Here is a 19475-nt window from a genome sequence, read left to right as displayed (position 1 = left end):
ATATTGAACATAGAATTACATTCATTGTATAACTTATCACTATTATTGTTAAGACTTTCATAAATATTTTCAATATTTAAAGTATTGTTTTAAACTTTTTTATTTCTGAAAATTAAATCGCTATTCTAATGTACCTTAATTATGCATTAATAACTAAGTTACAAAGATGTATATGTACTATAATATCAGAATTTAAAATAAACTAACTCAAAAAATAGATCATTATATTAAAAAACCCTAAAAAAGAGCAGCGACTAAAATCTACTATAATTCCAAAGATTTCATAGCCCTGCCCTAGCAAGATAAAGTATATTGCTATTAATTATTTAAGTTGTTATTTAATACATCAGTTGCTTGTTGTTTAGAAGAATCGTTAGGGATAAAATACCATAAGCCATCGCTTTGTATGCCACCTTGACCTTCTAATTGATGACGATTCACTGTAGAATTAGCGTTTTTATAATTACTGCGGATAGCATTCATATCACTTAAAGTTAAATCTGTCGTCACATTTTTTTGAACTTCACCAATTAATGATGGGAAATGGGCAAGTGCTGAAGCGCTTGTCATTTTGTTCGCCATCGCTTGTAAAATCAGTTGTTGTCGCTCTTGACGGCCAAAGTCTCCACCGGCACCTTCTTCTTTACGACTGCGAATAAAATACATTGCTGTATCTCCATCCACGTGTGTCTTTGTTCCTTTAACGAAATGTGTGCCATGAGCTGTAAATGTGTCATTGCTTACTACGTCTATGCCACCCAATGCATCAATCATATCATGCAACCCGTCCATGTCTATCGTCGCATAATGATCAACAGGTACGTTCATTAACTTTTCCAAAGATTTAACAGCCATTGTAGGCCCACCATAAGCATAGGCATGGTTAATCTTCTCTGTAGTCCCTCGACCAACAATTTCAGCTTGCGTATCACGTGGTACGCTGACGATTTCAGTCGTCTGTTTGTTAGGATTAATAGATAATAACATGACCGTATCACTACGTTCTCCATCATTTGCACTTTTACGTTGTGCATCTGAATCCACTCCGAACAATGCGATTGTAAATGGATCACCATTTTTTAAATCTACGTTTTTCGAACGTAATTCTGAATGTTGGCGATTCAGGGGATTATGAATCTTTCCACCTGTAATATATATACTCGCAACAACAAAGATAACTGCTACGATTGCAAAAGCAGCCAAAATACCAATAAACCAAAGTAAAACTTTAACGGGCAGGCTCATTCTTCTATGAAATCTACGCATCCCACCACTCCTATTCTATTTTATGAAATATATCGTTTTAATTATATATTAAAATTAACATTTTACTATACGTCTCGAGTAGTAACTTTAAACAAAATAGAAGCCGTTGACGCCTATTTGTGATACCCACCATTACGATTTAAAATAGTTATCATATCGTTATAACAACCTGGGTTACTAATAATAAATGGTCCACTTGTCGCATAATCTAACGGTTGTCCATCTAATTGTGTCATCACTAGATTAAGCTCTTTAGCAAAGAGAAATTGTGCCGCTATATCCCATGGCTTAGGATTTGTATTAATATGCGCGCCAAATTGTCCTTTAATAACTCTCACTGAATCCAAACCACATGATCCAATATTTCGCACGCCAAAAGCCGTATTGTATAATTCTTTCACTGTCTGTTCATTCATATATTGGCTTCCAAATGAAATAATAGCATCGTTTAAAGATAAATGTGACGGTGAAGTCATAGGTTCACCATTTACATAAGCGCCTTCACCTGCTATTGCCTTATACAATTTGTCATGCGGATAATCATATATATAGGAGAGTTTTGGTTCAGCATTTTCAAAATAAGCTAATATAATACAGTAATCTTCTTGTTGTTTAACTAAGTTTGCCGTCCCGTCGATAGGATCCATAATCCATAAATGACCGTCATAAGGTTCGATATTATCGTTATTCTTTTCTTCACCTAACAATTGATGACCTGGAAAATGCTCAGCCAAATAGCTTTCAAATTGATGTTGTAATTGCTTATCAACATTTGTAACTAGGTCAAAACGATCCACCTTCGTGTCTGTGGTCATTTCTTTTATTAAATGAGGAAGTACGTCATCTAACTGTTTTAGCCATTCTATAATTTGACTATCTATATATTGAAGTCGGTTATGTTGCATTTTATCACCTCAAATTGATGTCTCAGTTTATTATATTCAAGTATACTAATAATTACTGTTGGATTAAATTATTTTATTAATAATGATGTTCTTATAATGACAAAATGATTCAATAACATCATATTATTTTTACATATGTATTTTAAACACAAAAAAATCGGCTAGTCTTCTGCTAGCCGACAAATAGAAAGGAAAGTAAGTAATAAATATTGAAGATGTTTCGATGTAACTCGAACGATTCACAATAAGCTATCTGTTATATAGCTTCTACCCCTTTGTTTGAACTCGTTCTCCCCTGTTACAAATAATATACTAGCACAAAATAACTAAAATTGTAAGCGTTTTCCTAATAAAAAATTAATTTTTAGCAATAAATTCTACTTTTATTTAATAAATGTCTTCCTTGCCAGTCTTATGTTATAATTATTGTAATATGTAATGTCCATAGGTGGTGTACAACGTGAATAAATTGGAGAGACAGAATCAAATTATTTCATCTATACAACAAGGTCATAAAATGAATGCAACAGAATTAGCTAAGCAATTAAATGTTTCTGTGCGTACAATCGGACGTGATATCGCTGATTTAGAAGCTCAAGGCGTCCAAATTTATGCGCACAAAGGCAAACTTGGTGGCTATCAAATTCAAGAAACTGAAGATAAAATACAACTTAAGTTAGATGAACAACAACTCATCGCCTTATTTTTAACCTTAAAAGAAAGTCAATCGTATTCGACTTTGCCTTATACCAATGAAATTCAATCAATCATCAAGCAATGTTTTAAAATTCCAAACACTCGCATTCGTAAATATTTAGCCCATATGACTGATTTAATTAAATTCGAAGATACTGAACAAGTTACCTTACCTCACCTTTTCTCTGACATTTTAATCTATAGTGCCGAAAGAAATGTCATGCTAATTGATTTTAACGATGGTTCTAAAACAATTGCCGAGAATGTTATTTTTATCGGTCTATTATGCCGTGACGGCGTTTGGTTAGCTATCATTTATGAGATTGGTTTGGGACGTACACGCGAACTTCCAGTACTTGATATTTACGATATTTCTTATTCATTTGAAAAGATGATCAAAACATATGACATCTCTATTGATAACTACACGCAATTTCTAAATCCAGTCGAGAACGAAGACTAAGGTCTCTCGATTGGATGATTTATTCATCATCTCCTCTTATTATTCTCCATTCATTCTCTCTAGAAAAAGGAGTTCATTAACAACCATGTCCAATCAATTTATAGACTATCAACAACATTTAATCCATTTCATCACACTTATTGAAAAGATTAAATATTACTACTTTATGGATGAATCATCTCTTCTACAAGCAATTGAACACTATAACGAAGAAGTTAAAAACTATGCTTTAAATCCTGTATTAAATGAAGAAATTTACTCAATTGCACCTAGTCAATTGTCCTCTACTTCTCCCAATCATCTGTACTATAAATTACTTATAGAACTTTCTGAGCAACCGCTTCACAACTTTCAACAAGGCACATTACTTTGTGATTTAAATAAACGACAACAACGTATTTATCATACCTATCTTAAAATTAAAGAACTTCAAAATGACTTATAAAAAACATTATATATAATTTATTAATTATATAGGTAAATTGTAATAGCAAGGTTAAACAGGTATAATTATAGGTGATTACAGTAATATAGAAGGTTACTTTTATGGTCATCTTAATGCATAGAAACTTACCATTGCATAAACCTTAGCATTTAGATATGTTTGAATGGAGTTTTTAACTTAACTGGCACCTATTAAAAGAACTATAAGGATAAACTAATATATTTGGGAGAATTATATTAGTTGTTCAACTCTTTATCAGTAACCTAAATCTTCGAAGCGCATCCACCTTTACTGAATCAATCGTTTTATACAGTATAAATGGGGAGTTTATAACACATTAATGGTGTATTAAATATGTTATTAATTTATATCATGATGCGACGTTAAATATAGTGTTTAGTGAGCTACTACACCTACGCGCATTATAAAATTTAAGTTATACAGGGATTTTTGCCCGTACCTATATTCACGATAGGGTTAAATAATAGAGAAACTTAGACAAATTAGGTGATTAAATGACAAATATTTTATATATCATTGATGAAGAATATCCTTCTTTTTCAAAAAATGAACAAAAATTATCGCGTTTTATTTTAAATTCACCTCAGAAGCTCATTCAAATGTCGAATCAAGAAATTGCTAATGAACTTAACATTAGCGTTTCCACGATGAATCGATATAGTCAAAAATTAATTAACGCTAGTTTTCAAGAGATTAGAGCAGAATTAAAGAAGCTCTTTCCCAAACAAATGTCGCCTTACAATATTGAATTAGTTCGTGATGAACCAATTGATACATTAAAAAAGAAACTTTTTCTTCAGGCCGAAGATGCGTTACAAAGAAGTTCAACGTTTACAGATAACACGACAATCGACAATATATGTAAGAGATTTAAATCGGCAAATAAAATATTTGTATTCGGGTATGGTACGTCGTTTGTCTGTGCCACTGATTTATATCAAAAACTTTCAAGAATAGGTCTAAATATACAATTAATACAAGAAACTCACTTATTTACTACTATGTTATCGACATATAATAAGGATGATTGTGTCATCTTAATTACAAATAATGGAGAACAAAGCGAATTACATGCCTTAGTTAAAGTTGTGTCGAACTACAACATCCCTATTATTACGATTACGAGTTCTGAGAGTAATCATGTTGCCAAGCATTCAGACATCGTTTTGACTTATGGGCATTCCGATGAAAACGAATTGCGTATGGGAACAACTACGTCTCTATTCGCTCAAATGTTTACGATCGATCTCTTGTTTTATCGTTATATAGCACTTAATTATCAGTCATCTTTAGACTTTATTACACAATCAAAGATGGCATTAGATAATTACCATAAATACCTATCTCATATTAAATTTAAACATTGAAGCATTATTCAAAAAATTAAACATTATAGAAAAACGGCGGTGAAATCAAATTCACCACCGTTTTTTATGTGTTGTTTGATGTTAATTTAATTATTGTTTTACTTTGCGTGATCCATCTCTTTTATGATGTCCACGAACGAAGTAATAAACTGTTACGCCTGTTAAGAAAACAATACCAATTAAAACTGATACGACTGTTTCTTTATTAAATAGCATACCCACAAGTACAACTAATAGGAATAAAATTGTAATCGCACTAGCAACTGTTCCGCCAGGCATTTTGAATGGGTGGCCTTCTACTTTTTCAGGATGTAATTTTCTAAAGCGAATATGACTAATTAAAATCATAAACCATGGAATCATACCTGGTAAGATTGATGCACTATATACATAAACAAAGATACTGTCTGCGCCTTTAACGAATAAAGGAAGAATAACATTTAATAATGCGCCAAGTAAGATACCTAGTGAAATCGCTAATACTGGATAGAATGGTACACCGTTTTTCATAACGCGTGTAAAGATTTTAGGTAATTGTCCTTTTTGAGCTAGTGTATAAATCATACGACTTGCACTAAAGATACCTGAGTTACAACCTGATAATGCAGCTGTTAATACTACAAAGTTGATTAAACCTGCTGCGAATGTGATACCGATTTTAGCAAATGTTGCTACGAACGGACTACCAATATCTCCTAATTGATTCCAAGGATAGATAGATACAATTACGAAAATCGCACCAATATAGAAAATTAATATACGCCAGATAACCCCATTAACAGCGCTTTTAATATTCTTTTGTGGATCTTTAGTTTCCCCAGCTGTAATACCAATCAGTTCAACCCCTTGATATGAACCAATAACGATTGATAGAGCGAAGAAGAAACCTAGGAAGCCGTTTGGCATAAAGCCGCCGTGAGACCATAGATTTGAAATCCCAATGGCATGTCCTCCGTTACCTATACCAAAGAAGATTAATCCTAAACCTGCAACAATCATTAATAGAATTGTTACGACTTTAATCATTGCAAACCAAAATTCAAATTCACCAAATGCTTTAACTGAAGCTAAGTTCGCCGCTAATAGTAGTAATACAGCAACGACACCTGGAATCCATTGTGGTAAATTAGGGAACCAGTAGTTCATATATTCACCAACGGCTATAACTTCACTCATACCTACGACAATCCACTGGAAGATATTACTCCACGCTGTCATATAACCAGCAGCAGGATGTATGTAGTCACTTGCAAATGTGGCAAATGATCCAGTAGTTGGATTTAAATAAACCATTTCTCCCATTGCTCGCATGATTAAGAATAAAAAGATACCTGCGATTAAATACGCAAAAATAACTGAAGGACCTGTCCACTTAATTGTACTAGTCGCTCCCATAAATAAACCAACACCGATAGTACCACCAAGTGCTATCATTCTAATTTGACGAGCACTTAGCCCCCTATGTAATTCATTGTTATCCATTTAAATAACCCCATCTCTATTAAATCTAAGGCATGAATACTTTCGTCTTTAAGAGCTAGGATACGACTTGTTTTTATTTTGATAGCTACGTCCGAATCGACACAATTTTCAAAAAATATTTACTAATCGTTCGTTGGCATTCAAATCCCAAACAATTCCCAATCTCTTGCTTTCCCCTAAAGTTCCCTGACCTTATTGAGGATATTATACTATAATTTGACAAAATTAAAACATAATTTTTACAAATTTTTGAAATCGCTTCCAATACTGTTGCAATTATATTTTTGGCATTTTTAAAAAACGTTGATTTCACAACATTTTAGCGTGCTAAAGTACCAAAATATCTAAATAAATTTTTTTGAATAAATTTTACGTTTTTCAATTTTTCTTCTTCAATTTTGAAATATCAGTTGCTTTATTTTAATGTTGTCTTATGTATGTAAGTCAAAGTAGAAACTAGAATATGATATACTTTTGATAGATTATTTAAGGGAGCATATTTAAATGCAGAAGTTAGTAAAAAAGAGCGCTAAAATATCAATTATTTTTGGAGTACTATTTTTTCTATTGAATTTTTTTAGTGTGCATCATGATACTATTGGCCCGTTATTAATTAGATCATTAATAGCTACTATTGCTTTTTTTATACTTTATATAGTGGTATTTTCAATATTTAATTCTGATGAACGTAAACTTAAATTCGGTATTACGTTGCCCATCGCTTTAATTGTCTTCTTAATTATTGGTGGAATATTTTTCACTGTGAAAATTGGTTTAATTATTGGTCTAATCGTAGGTATAATTGCTGGTTTTATTTGGGAATGGATGGAAAAGCGAAATGGAGGTACTAAATAATGACCATTACTATTGGGATTATTTTAATTATCGTTTTATTATTTCTAAGTTTAATTCCAAACTATAGCGCTATGAAACAAAATAAAGCGCAAGGCCAAAAGGCTACTCGATATACCGTCATGGTTGGTATTGATTTGATTCTTATCGTGTTATTAGTCGTAACAGTGATTTTAAAAATAATTATATAGAAAAAAGTTGGGACTTAATTCTCAATATAATAGCGTAGAGATGATTCAATCATGAATCATCTCTACGCCATTTTTAATTCAATGTTCTATTTTTTATGATTTTATATTTTCCCTTGTAAGAGTAGGAAGTATCCTATCATTGCTAGAATTAAATAGATAATGGTTCCAACTATGAATGAACGTACTTGTACTCTAAAGGGAATGTGCTTTTTAAAAATAGGTCCGAGTACTAAATTACCAATACCTATAATAATGGGCCCGGCTAGAAAGAATATAATAATTTGCCAAGACATCTATACTACTCCTTATCCTTTTCAAAGAAACGCGTAATAATCTCGTTAAAACTCATATCTCTACCAATATAAGAAATATTTGAAAAGTCTTGTTCTACAGTCATTTCATTCGTATTAACAATGACGTCTAACCCAGCATTCATTGCTGCTGACGCTCCATTCACAGAATCTTCAATAGCTAAACAATGTGCTGGAGAATAATTTAAACGTTGTACAGCAGTTAAATATAATTCTGGATTAGGCTTAACCGCTTCTACATCTTCTCGCCCTACTATCACATCTATAAACTCATCTAATCCTAATGCGTTAAATGTAGGAAGAATTTCTTCTCGATAACTACTTGTGGCTATTGCCATTGGAATATGATGCTGTTTTAGATATTTCATCAGTGCATAGACTGTATCAATAATATCTAATTCATGACTTGTATCATTATGTTCATCATATATATTTTGTTTATTTTCAAGGCCAAGTACTTTTTCAAGATAATCATGTAAACCACGGGCATGTCCACCGATGTGGCTACGATAAAATTCTAAAGAAATAGGTGCTAATTGATGATGCGTTAAATGTTTATTAATGATTTCAAATAAGTGTTTTTCTGTATCTATAATCGTGCCATCGAAATCAAATACAACTGCTTTATACATATGCTTACTCCTTTAAATTCTACAATTACAATTAAGTTTAACATATGTTATTAATGCTTTTCATGACCATTTTCAAACATCAGCGTTTAGACCAATACTTAGCTAAGATCGGACCAGAAATATTATGGACGAAACTAAATATTGCTCCTGGCACAGCTGCTAAAGGACTGAAATGTACTGTGGCAAGAGATACGGCAAGTCCTGAATTCTGCATACCTACTTCAATTGCGACAGCTTTCTTGTCACGATAATTGAGTTTTAGAAGTTTCGCTAAAGTATAGCCAAGGACATAACCTAAGACGTTATGGAGTACGACAACTAAGCAAACAAGTGCACCGGTTTGTAGTATTTGATCTTTGTTACCACCAACTACGGCTGCTAAAATTAATGAAATTGCTACAACTGAAATAATTGGCAATGCTTCTGACACTTTATTAGTCATACGTTTAGAGAGCAGTTGTAACACAAACCCTAAGGCAATAGGAATTAAAATAACTTGGACAACTGACCATAACATACTCATAAATGAAACATTTAGCCATTCATGTGCGAAGACGTAAATTAAAGCTGGTGTAACAAAAGGCGCTAATAATGTTGAAACACTTGTAATAGCCACCGATAATGCTACATTAGCTTTAGCAAGATAGCTCATTACATTACTAGAAGTACCACCCGGGCAACATCCTACTAAGATGACGCCGATAGCTAATTCAGGTGGTAATTGGAATATTTTTGCAATAAGATAGGCTAACGTAGGCATAATCGTAAACTGCAAAATCACACCAATGATGACAGGCTTAGGTGTTTGAAATATGGCTTTAAAATCACGAGGGTTAATTGTCATACCCATCCCTAACATGACAATACCAAGTAACCATGGCACGGCTGTTCCAAGTGATGCAAGCTGACTAGGAAATATAAACCCGATAATAGCTGCCACCAACATCCATAATAGAAATGTACTTGTTGCAAATTGACTGAGCCTATTTAACATTTTCTCCACCCCTTTTAAAAGAAATAATGACCAAAGATTACCACAGGTTGTAGCTACTATCAATAAACTTTTCTGAAAATTTAAAATAATTAATATATAATCAATTCTTGAGTTTAAAATTAGTTAAGATTATATTACAAAATAATTAAATTAAAGCTCGTTCAAAAGTCCTAGTGATAATATTAAAAAAGAGTGATACAATCAGTGTGTATAAAAAGAACGGCGCACGATTTTATGAGACAACATAGCTTATGCTGTAGATACGTTTAAGAAAAATAGGAGGTCATTGCATGTTGTTAGACAAATTTGAAACTTACATTTTAAATATTGTAGGTTTAAAATCTAGATCTACTCGAAAACAATTAATCAAAGTTTGCAAAGACGTTAAATTTTGCGACTCATTTCAATATTCAATAACAAAGCACGATAATATTCCAGTCTTAGAAGTAAGCTTACCTAAACAACAATTGCCATACTTAATTAGCTTTCTAAGCTTTTACCAATTCTCGATTTATCAAATTCTTTCTCCAAGACATTTAAATACTTTATTAGATACAGAACAATCATATCAATCTTCTAAGCGCTTTGATTTAGCGATTGATGGCCTCCAAGATGCTTTCATTAAAGATAAAGTAATTGATATCATGACATATTTCTCTAACCATTACGATATTAAATATACATTAAACAATAATTGTGCAAGTGTGTGCTGTGCACCTGAGATATTCACACAATTACTACAAACAATCGCATGTCGTAATATTGATATCCTATCAGCATCATATAAAGCACGTGTCATTCATAAAGCTAATATATCTTAATAAAGAGTAATAAAAAGTGAGTAGCCGAATAAAATAATATTAATATTAAAGGAGACGTAACAGTGATTTCTGATTGAATTCACTGTTACGTCTCCTTTAATTTTGGAATTTATTTACTAAATTCTATTGTATTCTCTATTATGCTTTATCATTCTCATCGTATACTAAATGTTCAAATGCTTCACGTACTTGAGGTACTGTCATTCCTACAACTACTTGAACATTTTTACCACTTTTAACTAAACCATGGGACATTTGTTCATGTGTAAAGTAGCCACTGTCTTCTACTTTAGATTCGTCATTAACCGTCAAACGTAAACGTGTTGTACAGTTTGTAACGTCTTTAATATTCTCTTTGCCGCCTAAACCTTCTAAGTAATACTGTGCTTTCGCTTCATATTCATTACTTGGTTTAAAGTCTGAAGTTGTCGCACCATCTTCGCCTTTTTTCGCTTTGTAATCTTTTTTAGAGAATAATTTCACTTCTTCTTCAGCACGACGTCCAGGTAAAGGAATATCGAATTTTAAAATTAAATATCTAAATACTACAAAATAAATACCAGAGAAGATTAAACCAATCACTACTTGAGCTACATAAGTTAACCAGTGATTTTGACCTAATGGAATCCAGTTTGTAGCGATAAAGTCTAGTAAGCCACCGCCCATGTTACCTACTACACCGAAACCGTACATAATTGTATCCATTGTCGCTGCTAATAATGCATGGATAACGAATAAGTATGGTGCAATAAATAGGAACGTAAATTCTAATGGTTCAGTAATACCAACAACTACTGCTGTTAATGTAGCTGGTACAAGTAATGCTGCCACTTTTTTACGATTGGCTTTTGGTGTAGTCGTATACATCGCTAAAGCGATACCGATTGCACCGAAGACTTTACCATTACCTTGTAACATGAAACCATAATGGAATTGATCTTTTAATGGTTTGCTACTTTCAGCAAATTGAGTTAAATGCTTGAACCATTCTGCTTTCAGACCGTCTTTTGCTACGACTGGTCCAACTTCGATTGGTGCATAAATAAAGTGATGTAATCCTGTTGGAATTAATACACGTTCTAAGAAATGGTATAACCAAACTCCAATATAACCTGAAGCGATAATGAAGTGTTGCATTGATTCGATACCATTTTGAATTGTTGGCCATACCACACAAGTAATCGCAGCAATTGGTAACATTACAAAGAATGAAATAGTTACTACGAATGTTAACCCTTGGAACACACCTAACATTTCAGGTAATTTCTTACTGTAAAATCTATTATGTATCCAAGTTACTATAGCTGAAATAATGATACCGCCTAAGATATTAGTATCTAATGTTTCAATACCGGCAATGGCTTTTAAACCTGTAACATTTTCAACGCCTTTTTCTAAATTAGCGCCGAACGTATGTGGCCATTGCGTTAAGATAGCATTGATAAATGTGTTAAACATTAAGTAACCCATTAATGCAGCTAATGCAGCATGTCCTGGTGCTTTTTTAGCTAAAGATAATGGTAATCCTACCACAAAGACAATTTCCATATGATTAAAGATGACCCAGCCACCTGATTCAATCACTGACCAGAACTTAAACCAAAATGTATGGTCATCTGCTAATCCACCCATGATTGTTGGATTTTTAAATAATGTCGCAAATCCCAATACAATCCCGAAGAATGCAAACATTAATACAGGAACGATCATCGCACTCCCAAACCGTTTAATTGCGTTCATATATGTACCCCCATATTCTTTTTTCTATATTATTTAACAATGATTAATGTATGAATTAATAATCGTTTATCTCTTTATACTTATTATAGTAAACGCTTTCATATATACAACGCCATTGACTGATTTTGAAATATTTTTGTATAATCAGTTTATGTTTTCTATATGTGAAAATTTTTTCAAGAAAAAATATGAGGTGTTTTTGTGTTATTAGATGAACGAGTAAATGCCAACTTTAATAAATTAAACGACAACGATCTACAAATTGCTCATTTTGTTAATACGAATGTCAATAAATGTAAGACTTTAAAAATCCACGAACTTTCAGCTTATACTCATGCATCAAATGCTACAATTCATCGTTTCACTCGTAAGCTTGGCTTTGATGGGTATAGTGATTTCAAATCGTATCTCAAATTTGAAAGTGAAAATCTAAGTCAACTTCCTACTGACTCTATGGATGCTTTTAAACAAGAAATAGAAACAACATTCACATATTTAGACCGCATTGATTATAACTTAGTCACAGATAAAATTAATAATGCTTCCACTGTATATTTATATGGTACTGGACGCGCTCAGAAAAATGTAGCTGAAGAAGCGCAACGTATTTTACTTACGATGCATAAAAATATTATTGTGTTACACGATGTTCATGAACTTAAAATGGTACTTAATCGTTCAGTAGATGAAGATTTATTCTTTATTATTTCATTATCAGGTGAAACGTATCAACTTACAGAAGTAACCAATCTATTGCAATTACGCCAAAAATACTTTATTTCTGTCACGACTATGAAAGATAATACATTAGCGCAAAAAGCAAACTATAATATTTATGTCTCAAGTAACACTTTCTATCTCTACGACGGCACAGATTATTCAAGTTTCATTAATTACCATATCTTCTTTGAAACATTATTAAGAAAATATAATGAACGCAAAGAAAAAGGCGAACTATACTAAATAATATTTTTTAATTAAGTGAGTTCTTCTCATGCTTTTTTTAAATTATAAAAGAAAAGCAACGTAGTATTGTAGGCGAGACTCCTGAGGGAATAGGATGAGCGTCGAGACCGTGGCTCGACCTGGCAGTAGTTGTCTGAAATGAAGATGCGTCCAATCTGTACTTTCTTCATTTCTAGTCAACCTTGCCGGGGCGGGACTACGAAATCTTCGAAATTTCATTAGATTTCTGTCGCCGCTCCCTAAGAAAGCAAGCCATCAATACTGAGTTTAAAAAAGGAGCGAAACAGAGACCTAATACATTAGATTTCTGTTCTCGCTCCTTTTTTAATACATTATTTTAATAAATCATTATCTTCTACATATTGTTCTAATACTTGGTGCATCTTATCAAACATTAATTCTAAACCATGCACTGTAGAGTCATGATATTCTTTTTTCTTTTGTTTATATTCTAATGTTGTTAAGCGTCGTTCTCTTTCAACTAATGATTGATAAAAGAAAAACATTTGTGTGCCACCAGTCTCACGCTCTTCAAACTCAACTTCTATCACATCTTCATGGTTGCTCAATTCTGGCATACCAATCGTCATCTTGATGTACTCATTATCAACTAATTCTTCATAAGTCCCTTGGATGACATTTTGTTTACCATTACGTGAATCAACAATACGGTAAACACCACCTTCATGCATATCGACATCAAAGGTTTGGTTGGTACGTTGCGACGTCATAAACCATTGTTTTAATAAATCAGCATCCGTCCACGCTTTGTACACGAGTTCTGGTGAATATTTTAATAAACGCTCGATATGAATTTCTACATGTTCATTTTCCACATTATACTTTGCCACTTGTTTCACCTACTTTCACTCTTACTTCTATTTTAACGCATTTATAAATAGTACCAAACTTTCAACTATTAAAATCTTTAAATTATTTTTCTATTTTCAAAAATTAAGCTACTTTACTTACGCTTTAGTACGTTTTTTAGTAGTATGTTTAGATTTAACACGTGGAAAGCGGAATACAATAGCTAAAATACCACATACACCTAATAATATTGAATAAATACAGTATGGCATAACACTAAATGGTGAAATACTAGCCACGCCCGCTGCTGCAATCACTTGTGGACTATAAGGTAATAATCCTTGGAAACAACCAGCAAAAATATCTAATAGACTAGCTGACTTACGTGGGTCAACATCATATTCATCTGCAATATTCTTAGCTAATGGTCCAGCCATAATTATTGAAATCGTATTATTTGCCGTCGAAATATCTGCTGCGCTTACTAAACTGGCAATGCCAAACTCAGCACCACGTTTAGATTTCACTCTGGACCTAACAAAGTTAAGTAACCATTCAATACCACCATTATGCTGGATAATTCCAACAAGGCCACCAATAAGTAATGCAATAATAGCGATATCTTCCATACCTATGATACCTTCTGAAACGGCTTTTAATAAACCTTTCCAGTCGAATGAATGATCGAATAAACCTATTATTCCAGAAAGGAATGTTCCACCAATGAGTACAATAATGACGTTTACGCCAATGAGCGCTAGAATGAGCACTAACACATAGGGAATGACCTTGATTAAGTTATAATCATAACTTTTCGAATGATCAATCGTTACACCATTAGTTAAGAAAAATAGCACAATAATGGTTAAAATCGCACCAGGTAGTACAATCCAAAAATTGACCTTGAACTTATCACTCATTTTCGTCTTTTGGGTACGAACTGCAGCAATTGTAGTATCTGAAATCATAGATAAGTTATCGCCAAACATAGCACCACCTACTACAGTACCCATAGCTAAAGCGGCCGGGATATCCGTAGCTTGTGCGAAACCAAATCCTACGGGCGCGATAGCTGCTACGGTTCCAACCGACGTTCCCATAGAAATAGAGACAAACATACATATAATAAATAATCCTACAATAATTAAATTTTGTGGAATTAATGATAAACCTAAGTTAACGGTAGACTCTACGCCGCCCATTTTCTCAGTAGTTGTTGAAAAGGCACCTGCTAATATAAATATAAATACCATTAAGATGATATTTGAATGCCCGGCCCCTTTCGTAAATACTTCAACTTTATCGGCAAATCGTTCTTTTCTATTCATCAATAAAGCTACAATCACAGTAACCGTAATTGCAACATTGAGTGGCATAGTTGTAAAATCACCTGTAACTGCGCCGACGCCTAAAAATAGTGCAATAAATAACACTAGGGGAAGTAACGCCCAAGCATTGCCTTTCCTCTTTTCTTCCATACTTTACCTACTTTCCTAAAAGCGAATTTATAATTAAAGTTACAAGATTCTTATATTGACGTCAACTAAGTTATATGGAATTTACATTTATCTATGTTGAGCCATCTTTATATTTTACGATTCAGGGCGTTGGATTGTAAATGTTTCTCCTAACTTAGCATAGTCATTTCCCGCTAAACGTGCGACAGGTTTTAGTTCATCAGGATTAATTTTACTATCTTCAAAGTAAGTTTCATCTTCAATATGATACATCACCACTTCACCTATTATTAAGTCAGCACCGTCTTCTTCAGAACCTAATACGACAATCTGATCTAATTTGCATTCAAAGCGAACTTTTGCTTCTTTTATAGCCGGAACACTAACAATTTCAGAATCAATAAGAGTTAAAGCAGTGTGATTTAATTCATTATCTCCCGCTTCAAATGGGGCTGCTGTCTTATTAATCTCCTCCACATTCATTTCATCTGTGATATGTACTACAAATTCTTTCGTTTGTTCAATATTGACCGCTGTATCTTTTCGTTGTCCACCAGCACGTTGCGCAGCAATAGCAATCATCGGCGGCGCATTATTAACGACATTAAAGAAGCTAAATGGTGCAACATTTAATGTCCCCTCCTGATCTTTAGACGTAACAAAGGCAATAGGTCTTGGAATGACCGAACCACTTAATAATTTATAATTTTGAATATCTGTTAAATGTTCTGGATTGAATTGTTTCATTTCACACATCCTCCTAAATTAATATAAAAACGCGAGAGCTTTTATCTTACCCTCGCGTTGGTTTAAATTATTCAATTAATCGATTTGCGTACCACCAGTGACTCCGTATACTTGGCCAGTAGTATAACTAGCATCCTCTGACGCTAATAAGACATACGTGCCTGCTAATTCAACAGGTTGACCCGCTCTACCTAATGGTGTATTTTGACCAAATTTTGGAAGCGCAGACTGTGGTTGGCCGCCAACGATTTGTAATGGTGACCAGAATGGACCTGGCGCTACACAATTCACTCGAATACCTTTTTCCCCTAATTGTTCAGAGAAACTTTTCGTTAGTGAAATAATCGCTGCTTTTGAGGCTGCATAATCGTGTAATAAGGCATTAGGGTTATAACCTTGCACAGATGACGTCGTTGTAATAGACGCTCCTGGTTGTAAGTACTCTAATGCTTTTTGGACAGTCCAGAATACTGGATATACGTTCGTTTCAAACGTCGTTTTAAAGGATTCAGTATCAAATTCTTCTAATTCCTCATGATATTGTTGATGACCTGCGACTAAAGTCACATTATCCAAGCCACCTAAATCACGATAGGCTTGTTCAACTAAATCATAGTTAAATTGTTCATCTTTTACATCACCAGGAATTAATACAGCTTTACGTCCAGCTTTTTCAATTACCGCTTTTACTTCCTGCGCATCTTGTTCTTCACTAGGAAGATAATTAAGTGCGACGTCCGCGCCTTCTTTAGCGTAAGCAATCGCAGCTGCACGTCCAATCGCTGAATCGCCACCAGTCACTAACATTTTATAGTCCTGTAAGCGATTGTGGCCTACATATGATTCCTCACCGCAATCAGGTGCCGGAGTCATTTCTGATTGTAAACCAGGTAGTTCTTGTTCTTGTTTTTCAAAATCTGAAGTTTTAAATTTTGTTCTTGGATCTTGTGCACCCATGTTCACTCATCTCCTAAAAAATAATCTCTTCTAATTTACCCAACTCGTAAAGTAGTTTAATCATTTTTTTGAAAATGCAGACCCATATTGCCTACAATTAAGTAGGATAAAGCGTCTAAAGACACGCATTATGAATACTCAGCAAGTAATTGATGAATTAACGTAATAAAGTACTCTGGAACCTTTTCCAAAATACGCTCATCAGGGTCATATTTAGGATGGTGTAAATCATAAGCACTATTAGAACCTATAAACGCAAAGACACCAGGATGTTCCTTTAATAGGCCAGAGAAATCTTCACCAATTGTCAATGGATTGTCTAGCTCTATAACATTGTACCCTACTGTTTCGGCTGCTTGTTTCGCTTGTTGCGTTAAATAGTCGTCATTAAAAACAGCACCTGGAAGATGTGTATAAATCACTTCAATTTCTACATTGAATAATTGTTCAAGACCTTTCGCAATATCTCGTAAACGTTGTTCAATATAGGCTTGAACTTCTGGCTTAAATGAACGGACTGTGCCTTGAACATAGGCGTTATCTGCAATTACATTCCACGTGTTGCCAGAAGAGACTTCTCCAATTGTCACTACTGCACTATCAAAAGCTGAAATATTGCGACTCACAATCGTTTGTAAACTAGTAATCAGTTGTCCTAAAACCATTACCGGATCATTACCCTGTTCTGGTTTAGCTGCGTGCGCCCCTTTACCATGAATTTTAAATTCAAAACGGTCCACAGCCGATGTAATAGCCCCTGATTTAATCGCAAAATCTCCTATATTTAATGTTGGATAATTATGAAATCCTAAGATGGCTTTCACATCATCTAACACATTAGTATCAGCCATTGCTTTAGCACCATAACCTATTTCTTCAGCAGGTTGAAATAAAAACTTCACACGACCATTTAATTTATCTTCTTGTGCTTTTAATGTTGTTGCGACTGCTAAGATACTAGCCATATGAATGTCATGACCACACGCATGCATCACGCCGGTATTCGTAGATGTAAATTCATGTTCTACTTGTTCATGAATAGGCAAAGCGTCGATATCTGTCCGTACTGCAATGCATGGTTCTCCCTGACCAATTTCAGCTACAAAGCCAGTTTCTAAAGGTATATCAATGATTTTAATTTGATACGCTTCTAATATGCGTTTTAAACGTTTGGTTGTTTCGAATTCGTTATTTGATACTTCAGGATATTGATGGAAAGTACGTCTCCAGTTGACGTAATCGGTATAATTTGTCATACATTCTCATCCCCTTTTTCAATAAACAAAATACATCTTTTAAACTAAGAAATGATGGATTAAATTAGCAGCTAACTTAGATGTACGGTTATCAATGTCGTAATCTGGATTGGTTTCTGCAATACTGATTGATGACACTTTTTCACTTAAAATGACTCGTTTACTAATATCAAACACATCGTGTGGATATAAACCTAACACGCTTGGCGCACTAACGCCTGGTGCGAAAGCACTATCGATAACGTCCATACATATCGTGAACATAATTGTGTCATGATCATGGATAAAACGTTCTACTTTATCTTTAATCGTAGGAGAGACTTGTTGTAATAACTCATCTGCATACACATAGATGATGCCCTTTTCGTTCGCATAGTCATATAGTGAACGTGTATTTCCACCTTGTGCTAAACCTAATACTAAATAATTGGCATTGTCATCATGGTCTAGAATCTGTCTAAACATTGTACCTGAAGTTGGTTCTGAATCTGGGCGGGTATCGAAATGTGCATCAATATTGATAATACCAATCGAAGCATCCGGATAAACGTTTCTTGTAGCTAAATATTGAGCATAAGCAACGTCATGCCCACCTCCGATTAGAAATGTTTGATTATGTTGTTTAATCACTTGAGCAGACAGTCTAGCCATTTCTTCTTGCGTACTACTCAGTTCGCCCTCAGTATATTCAACATTACCGTAATCAATTAACGATTCACACTCACTTAAATCAGGAAGTTTAGCAAATTCTTGCTTAATTGCATCTGGCCCTTTTCTAGCACCTATTCTGCCTTTATTTAATTCAATCCCTTTATCTACCGCGTAACCCAACATCCCCACACCTGTTTTGTCACCGCTAACTTTCATTTTTTCTAAATTAGCAAACTCTACAGTTTGAAAATGTCTAAATTGTTTTGGATCTGTTTCACTATCTATTCTGCCAGTCCATAGTTTTGGATTACCTTGTGTATACATGTCGCTGCCCCCTACATCATATTAGTTGCAAACAGTCTCTTTATTATTTACGTTTACATCTATACTTTAATCATACTACACATTAAAACCTATTTTCGAAATATTCTTGTTATTCTTTTGA

General features: G+C 33.8%; 20 protein-coding genes. 7 read left to right on the top strand and 13 right to left on the bottom strand.

Annotation, left to right across the window (positions count from 1 at the left end):
* Positions 1–318: 318 nt before the first annotated feature.
* Positions 319–1266 (bottom strand): LCP family glycopolymer transferase, encoded by a 948-nt coding sequence (locus HS848_RS09035; protein WP_198612075.1) that lies wholly within the window; start codon positions 1264–1266, stop codon positions 319–321.
* 113 nt (positions 1267–1379) lie between these two features.
* Positions 1380–2171, bottom strand: a complete 792-nt coding sequence (locus tag HS848_RS09030) for an inositol monophosphatase family protein (protein ID WP_198612074.1) — start codon at positions 2169–2171, stop codon at positions 1380–1382.
* 460 nt (positions 2172–2631) lie between these two features.
* Here HS848_RS09030 and HS848_RS09025 point away from each other — a divergent pair, with 460 nt between their 5' ends.
* The 3 genes from HS848_RS09025 to HS848_RS09015 all read left to right on the top strand — a co-directional run bounded on the left by HS848_RS09025 (position 2632) and on the right by HS848_RS09015 (position 5163).
* Positions 2632–3330: a helix-turn-helix transcriptional regulator gene (locus HS848_RS09025; RefSeq protein ID WP_107506673.1), complete on the top strand. Its 699-nt coding sequence runs from the start codon at positions 2632–2634 to the stop codon at positions 3328–3330.
* An 85-nt stretch (positions 3331–3415) separates the two neighbouring features.
* The gene (locus tag HS848_RS09020) at positions 3416–3775 is read left to right on the top strand and encodes a hypothetical protein (protein ID WP_198612073.1); all 360 of its coding nucleotides are present in this window, start codon (positions 3416–3418) and stop codon (positions 3773–3775) included.
* Between the two features lie 515 nt (positions 3776–4290).
* The gene (locus HS848_RS09015) at positions 4291–5163 is read left to right on the top strand and encodes a MurR/RpiR family transcriptional regulator (RefSeq protein ID WP_198612072.1); all 873 of its coding nucleotides are present in this window, start codon (positions 4291–4293) and stop codon (positions 5161–5163) included.
* A 90-nt stretch (positions 5164–5253) separates the two neighbouring features.
* Here the strand turns inward: HS848_RS09015 and HS848_RS09010 are convergent, their stop codons facing one another.
* Positions 5254–6645 (bottom strand): amino acid permease, encoded by a 1392-nt coding sequence (locus HS848_RS09010; protein ID WP_198612071.1) that lies wholly within the window; start codon positions 6643–6645, stop codon positions 5254–5256.
* A gap of 504 nt (positions 6646–7149) precedes the next feature.
* On the opposite strand from HS848_RS09010, the gene HS848_RS09005 reads away from it, so the two are divergent.
* Together HS848_RS09005 and HS848_RS09000 are read left to right on the top strand one after the other, a co-directional pair.
* Positions 7150–7500 (top strand): hypothetical protein, encoded by a 351-nt coding sequence (locus tag HS848_RS09005; protein ID WP_198612070.1) that lies wholly within the window; start codon positions 7150–7152, stop codon positions 7498–7500.
* Positions 7500–7688, top strand: coding sequence for a hypothetical protein (locus HS848_RS09000; RefSeq protein ID WP_103165735.1), 189 nt, complete (start codon positions 7500–7502; stop codon positions 7686–7688). The genes HS848_RS09005 and HS848_RS09000 overlap by 1 nt, the downstream gene beginning before the upstream one ends.
* Positions 7689–7789: 101 nt before the next feature.
* On the opposite strand, the gene HS848_RS08995 is transcribed toward HS848_RS09000, so the two are convergent.
* The 3 genes from HS848_RS08995 to HS848_RS08985 form a co-directional block, all read right to left on the bottom strand.
* Positions 7790–7981, bottom strand: a complete 192-nt coding sequence (locus tag HS848_RS08995; protein WP_198612069.1) for a hypothetical protein — start codon at positions 7979–7981, stop codon at positions 7790–7792.
* A gap of 5 nt (positions 7982–7986) precedes the next feature.
* On the bottom strand, positions 7987–8631 hold the full coding sequence (locus HS848_RS08990; protein ID WP_198612068.1) for an HAD family hydrolase: 645 nt from the start codon (positions 8629–8631) through the stop codon (positions 7987–7989).
* Between the two features lie 79 nt (positions 8632–8710).
* Entirely contained in the window at positions 8711–9625 is a 915-nt protein-coding gene (locus HS848_RS08985) for a bile acid:sodium symporter family protein (protein ID WP_198612067.1), read from the bottom strand.
* Positions 9626–9915: 290 nt separating this feature from the next.
* Here HS848_RS08985 and HS848_RS08980 point away from each other — a divergent pair, with 290 nt between their 5' ends.
* Complete coding sequence (locus HS848_RS08980) at positions 9916–10446, top strand: hypothetical protein (protein ID WP_107506681.1); 531 nt, start codon at positions 9916–9918, stop codon at positions 10444–10446.
* Between the two features lie 138 nt (positions 10447–10584).
* On the opposite strand, the gene HS848_RS08975 is transcribed toward HS848_RS08980, so the two are convergent.
* A complete protein-coding gene (locus HS848_RS08975; RefSeq protein ID WP_198612066.1) occupies positions 10585–12186 on the bottom strand; it encodes an alpha-glucoside-specific PTS transporter subunit IIBC in 1602 nt (533 codons plus the stop codon).
* Positions 12187–12387: 201 nt separating this feature from the next.
* Here HS848_RS08975 and HS848_RS08970 point away from each other — a divergent pair, with 201 nt between their 5' ends.
* The gene (locus HS848_RS08970) at positions 12388–13149 is read left to right on the top strand and encodes a MurR/RpiR family transcriptional regulator (RefSeq protein ID WP_198612065.1); all 762 of its coding nucleotides are present in this window, start codon (positions 12388–12390) and stop codon (positions 13147–13149) included.
* A 335-nt stretch (positions 13150–13484) separates the two neighbouring features.
* On the opposite strand, the gene HS848_RS08965 is transcribed toward HS848_RS08970, so the two are convergent.
* The 6 genes from HS848_RS08965 to hutG all read right to left on the bottom strand — a co-directional run bounded on the left by HS848_RS08965 (position 13485) and on the right by hutG (position 19354).
* Positions 13485–14003, bottom strand: a complete 519-nt coding sequence (locus tag HS848_RS08965) for an SRPBCC family protein (RefSeq protein ID WP_107506777.1) — start codon at positions 14001–14003, stop codon at positions 13485–13487.
* A 117-nt stretch (positions 14004–14120) separates the two neighbouring features.
* Positions 14121–15440 (bottom strand): Na+/H+ antiporter NhaC family protein, encoded by a 1320-nt coding sequence (locus HS848_RS08960; RefSeq protein ID WP_198612064.1) that lies wholly within the window; start codon positions 15438–15440, stop codon positions 14121–14123.
* 114 nt (positions 15441–15554) lie between these two features.
* Positions 15555–16166 carry a flavin reductase family protein gene (locus tag HS848_RS08955; RefSeq protein ID WP_198612063.1) on the bottom strand — a complete coding sequence of 204 codons (612 nt, stop codon included), beginning with the start codon at positions 16164–16166 and terminating at the stop codon, positions 15555–15557.
* Positions 16167–16241: 75 nt separating this feature from the next.
* On the bottom strand, positions 16242–17123 hold the full coding sequence (locus HS848_RS08950) for an SDR family oxidoreductase (protein ID WP_198612062.1): 882 nt from the start codon (positions 17121–17123) through the stop codon (positions 16242–16244).
* A 128-nt stretch (positions 17124–17251) separates the two neighbouring features.
* A complete protein-coding gene (locus HS848_RS08945) occupies positions 17252–18379 on the bottom strand; it encodes an amidohydrolase (RefSeq protein ID WP_198612061.1) in 1128 nt (375 codons plus the stop codon).
* 39 nt (positions 18380–18418) lie between these two features.
* Positions 18419–19354 carry a formimidoylglutamase gene (gene hutG, locus HS848_RS08940; RefSeq protein WP_198612060.1) on the bottom strand — a complete coding sequence of 312 codons (936 nt, stop codon included), beginning with the start codon at positions 19352–19354 and terminating at the stop codon, positions 18419–18421.
* Positions 19355–19475: the final 121 nt, after the last annotated feature.

The organism is Staphylococcus caledonicus, from assembly GCF_016238465.1.
GTDB lineage: Bacteria > Bacillota > Bacilli > Staphylococcales > Staphylococcaceae > Staphylococcus > Staphylococcus caledonicus.
The sequence above is the reverse complement of the archived record's forward strand: the minus strand, read 5'-3'. Positions and strand labels throughout refer to the sequence as shown.

What these genes read in the sequence shown, in the direction of transcription:
- HS848_RS09035 (WP_198612075.1), bottom strand. Translation starts at nt 1,266, where the DNA reads ATGCGTAGATTTCATAGAAGAATGAGCCTGCCCGTTAAAGTTTTACTT.
- HS848_RS09030 (WP_198612074.1), bottom strand. Translation starts at nt 2,171, where the DNA reads ATGCAACATAACCGACTTCAATATATAGATAGTCAAATTATAGAATGG.
- HS848_RS09020 (WP_198612073.1), top strand. Translation starts at nt 3,416, where the DNA reads ATGTCCAATCAATTTATAGACTATCAACAACATTTAATCCATTTCATC.
- HS848_RS09015 (WP_198612072.1), top strand. Translation starts at nt 4,291, where the DNA reads ATGACAAATATTTTATATATCATTGATGAAGAATATCCTTCTTTTTCA.
- HS848_RS09010 (WP_198612071.1), bottom strand. Translation starts at nt 6,645, where the DNA reads ATGGATAACAATGAATTACATAGGGGGCTAAGTGCTCGTCAAATTAGA.
- HS848_RS09005 (WP_198612070.1), top strand. Translation starts at nt 7,150, where the DNA reads ATGCAGAAGTTAGTAAAAAAGAGCGCTAAAATATCAATTATTTTTGGA.
- HS848_RS09000 (WP_103165735.1), top strand. Translation starts at nt 7,500, where the DNA reads ATGACCATTACTATTGGGATTATTTTAATTATCGTTTTATTATTTCTA.
- HS848_RS08995 (WP_198612069.1), bottom strand. Translation starts at nt 7,981, where the DNA reads ATGTCTTGGCAAATTATTATATTCTTTCTAGCCGGGCCCATTATTATA.
- HS848_RS08990 (WP_198612068.1), bottom strand. Translation starts at nt 8,631, where the DNA reads ATGTATAAAGCAGTTGTATTTGATTTCGATGGCACGATTATAGATACA.
- HS848_RS08985 (WP_198612067.1), bottom strand. Translation starts at nt 9,625, where the DNA reads ATGTTAAATAGGCTCAGTCAATTTGCAACAAGTACATTTCTATTATGG.
- HS848_RS08980 (WP_107506681.1), top strand. Translation starts at nt 9,916, where the DNA reads ATGTTGTTAGACAAATTTGAAACTTACATTTTAAATATTGTAGGTTTA.
- HS848_RS08975 (WP_198612066.1), bottom strand. Translation starts at nt 12,186, where the DNA reads ATGAACGCAATTAAACGGTTTGGGAGTGCGATGATCGTTCCTGTATTA.
- HS848_RS08960 (WP_198612064.1), bottom strand. Translation starts at nt 15,440, where the DNA reads ATGGAAGAAAAGAGGAAAGGCAATGCTTGGGCGTTACTTCCCCTAGTG.
- HS848_RS08955 (WP_198612063.1), bottom strand. Translation starts at nt 16,166, where the DNA reads ATGAAACAATTCAATCCAGAACATTTAACAGATATTCAAAATTATAAA.
- HS848_RS08950 (WP_198612062.1), bottom strand. Translation starts at nt 17,123, where the DNA reads ATGGGTGCACAAGATCCAAGAACAAAATTTAAAACTTCAGATTTTGAA.
- HS848_RS08945 (WP_198612061.1), bottom strand. Translation starts at nt 18,379, where the DNA reads ATGACAAATTATACCGATTACGTCAACTGGAGACGTACTTTCCATCAA.
- hutG (WP_198612060.1), bottom strand. Translation starts at nt 19,354, where the DNA reads ATGTATACACAAGGTAATCCAAAACTATGGACTGGCAGAATAGATAGT.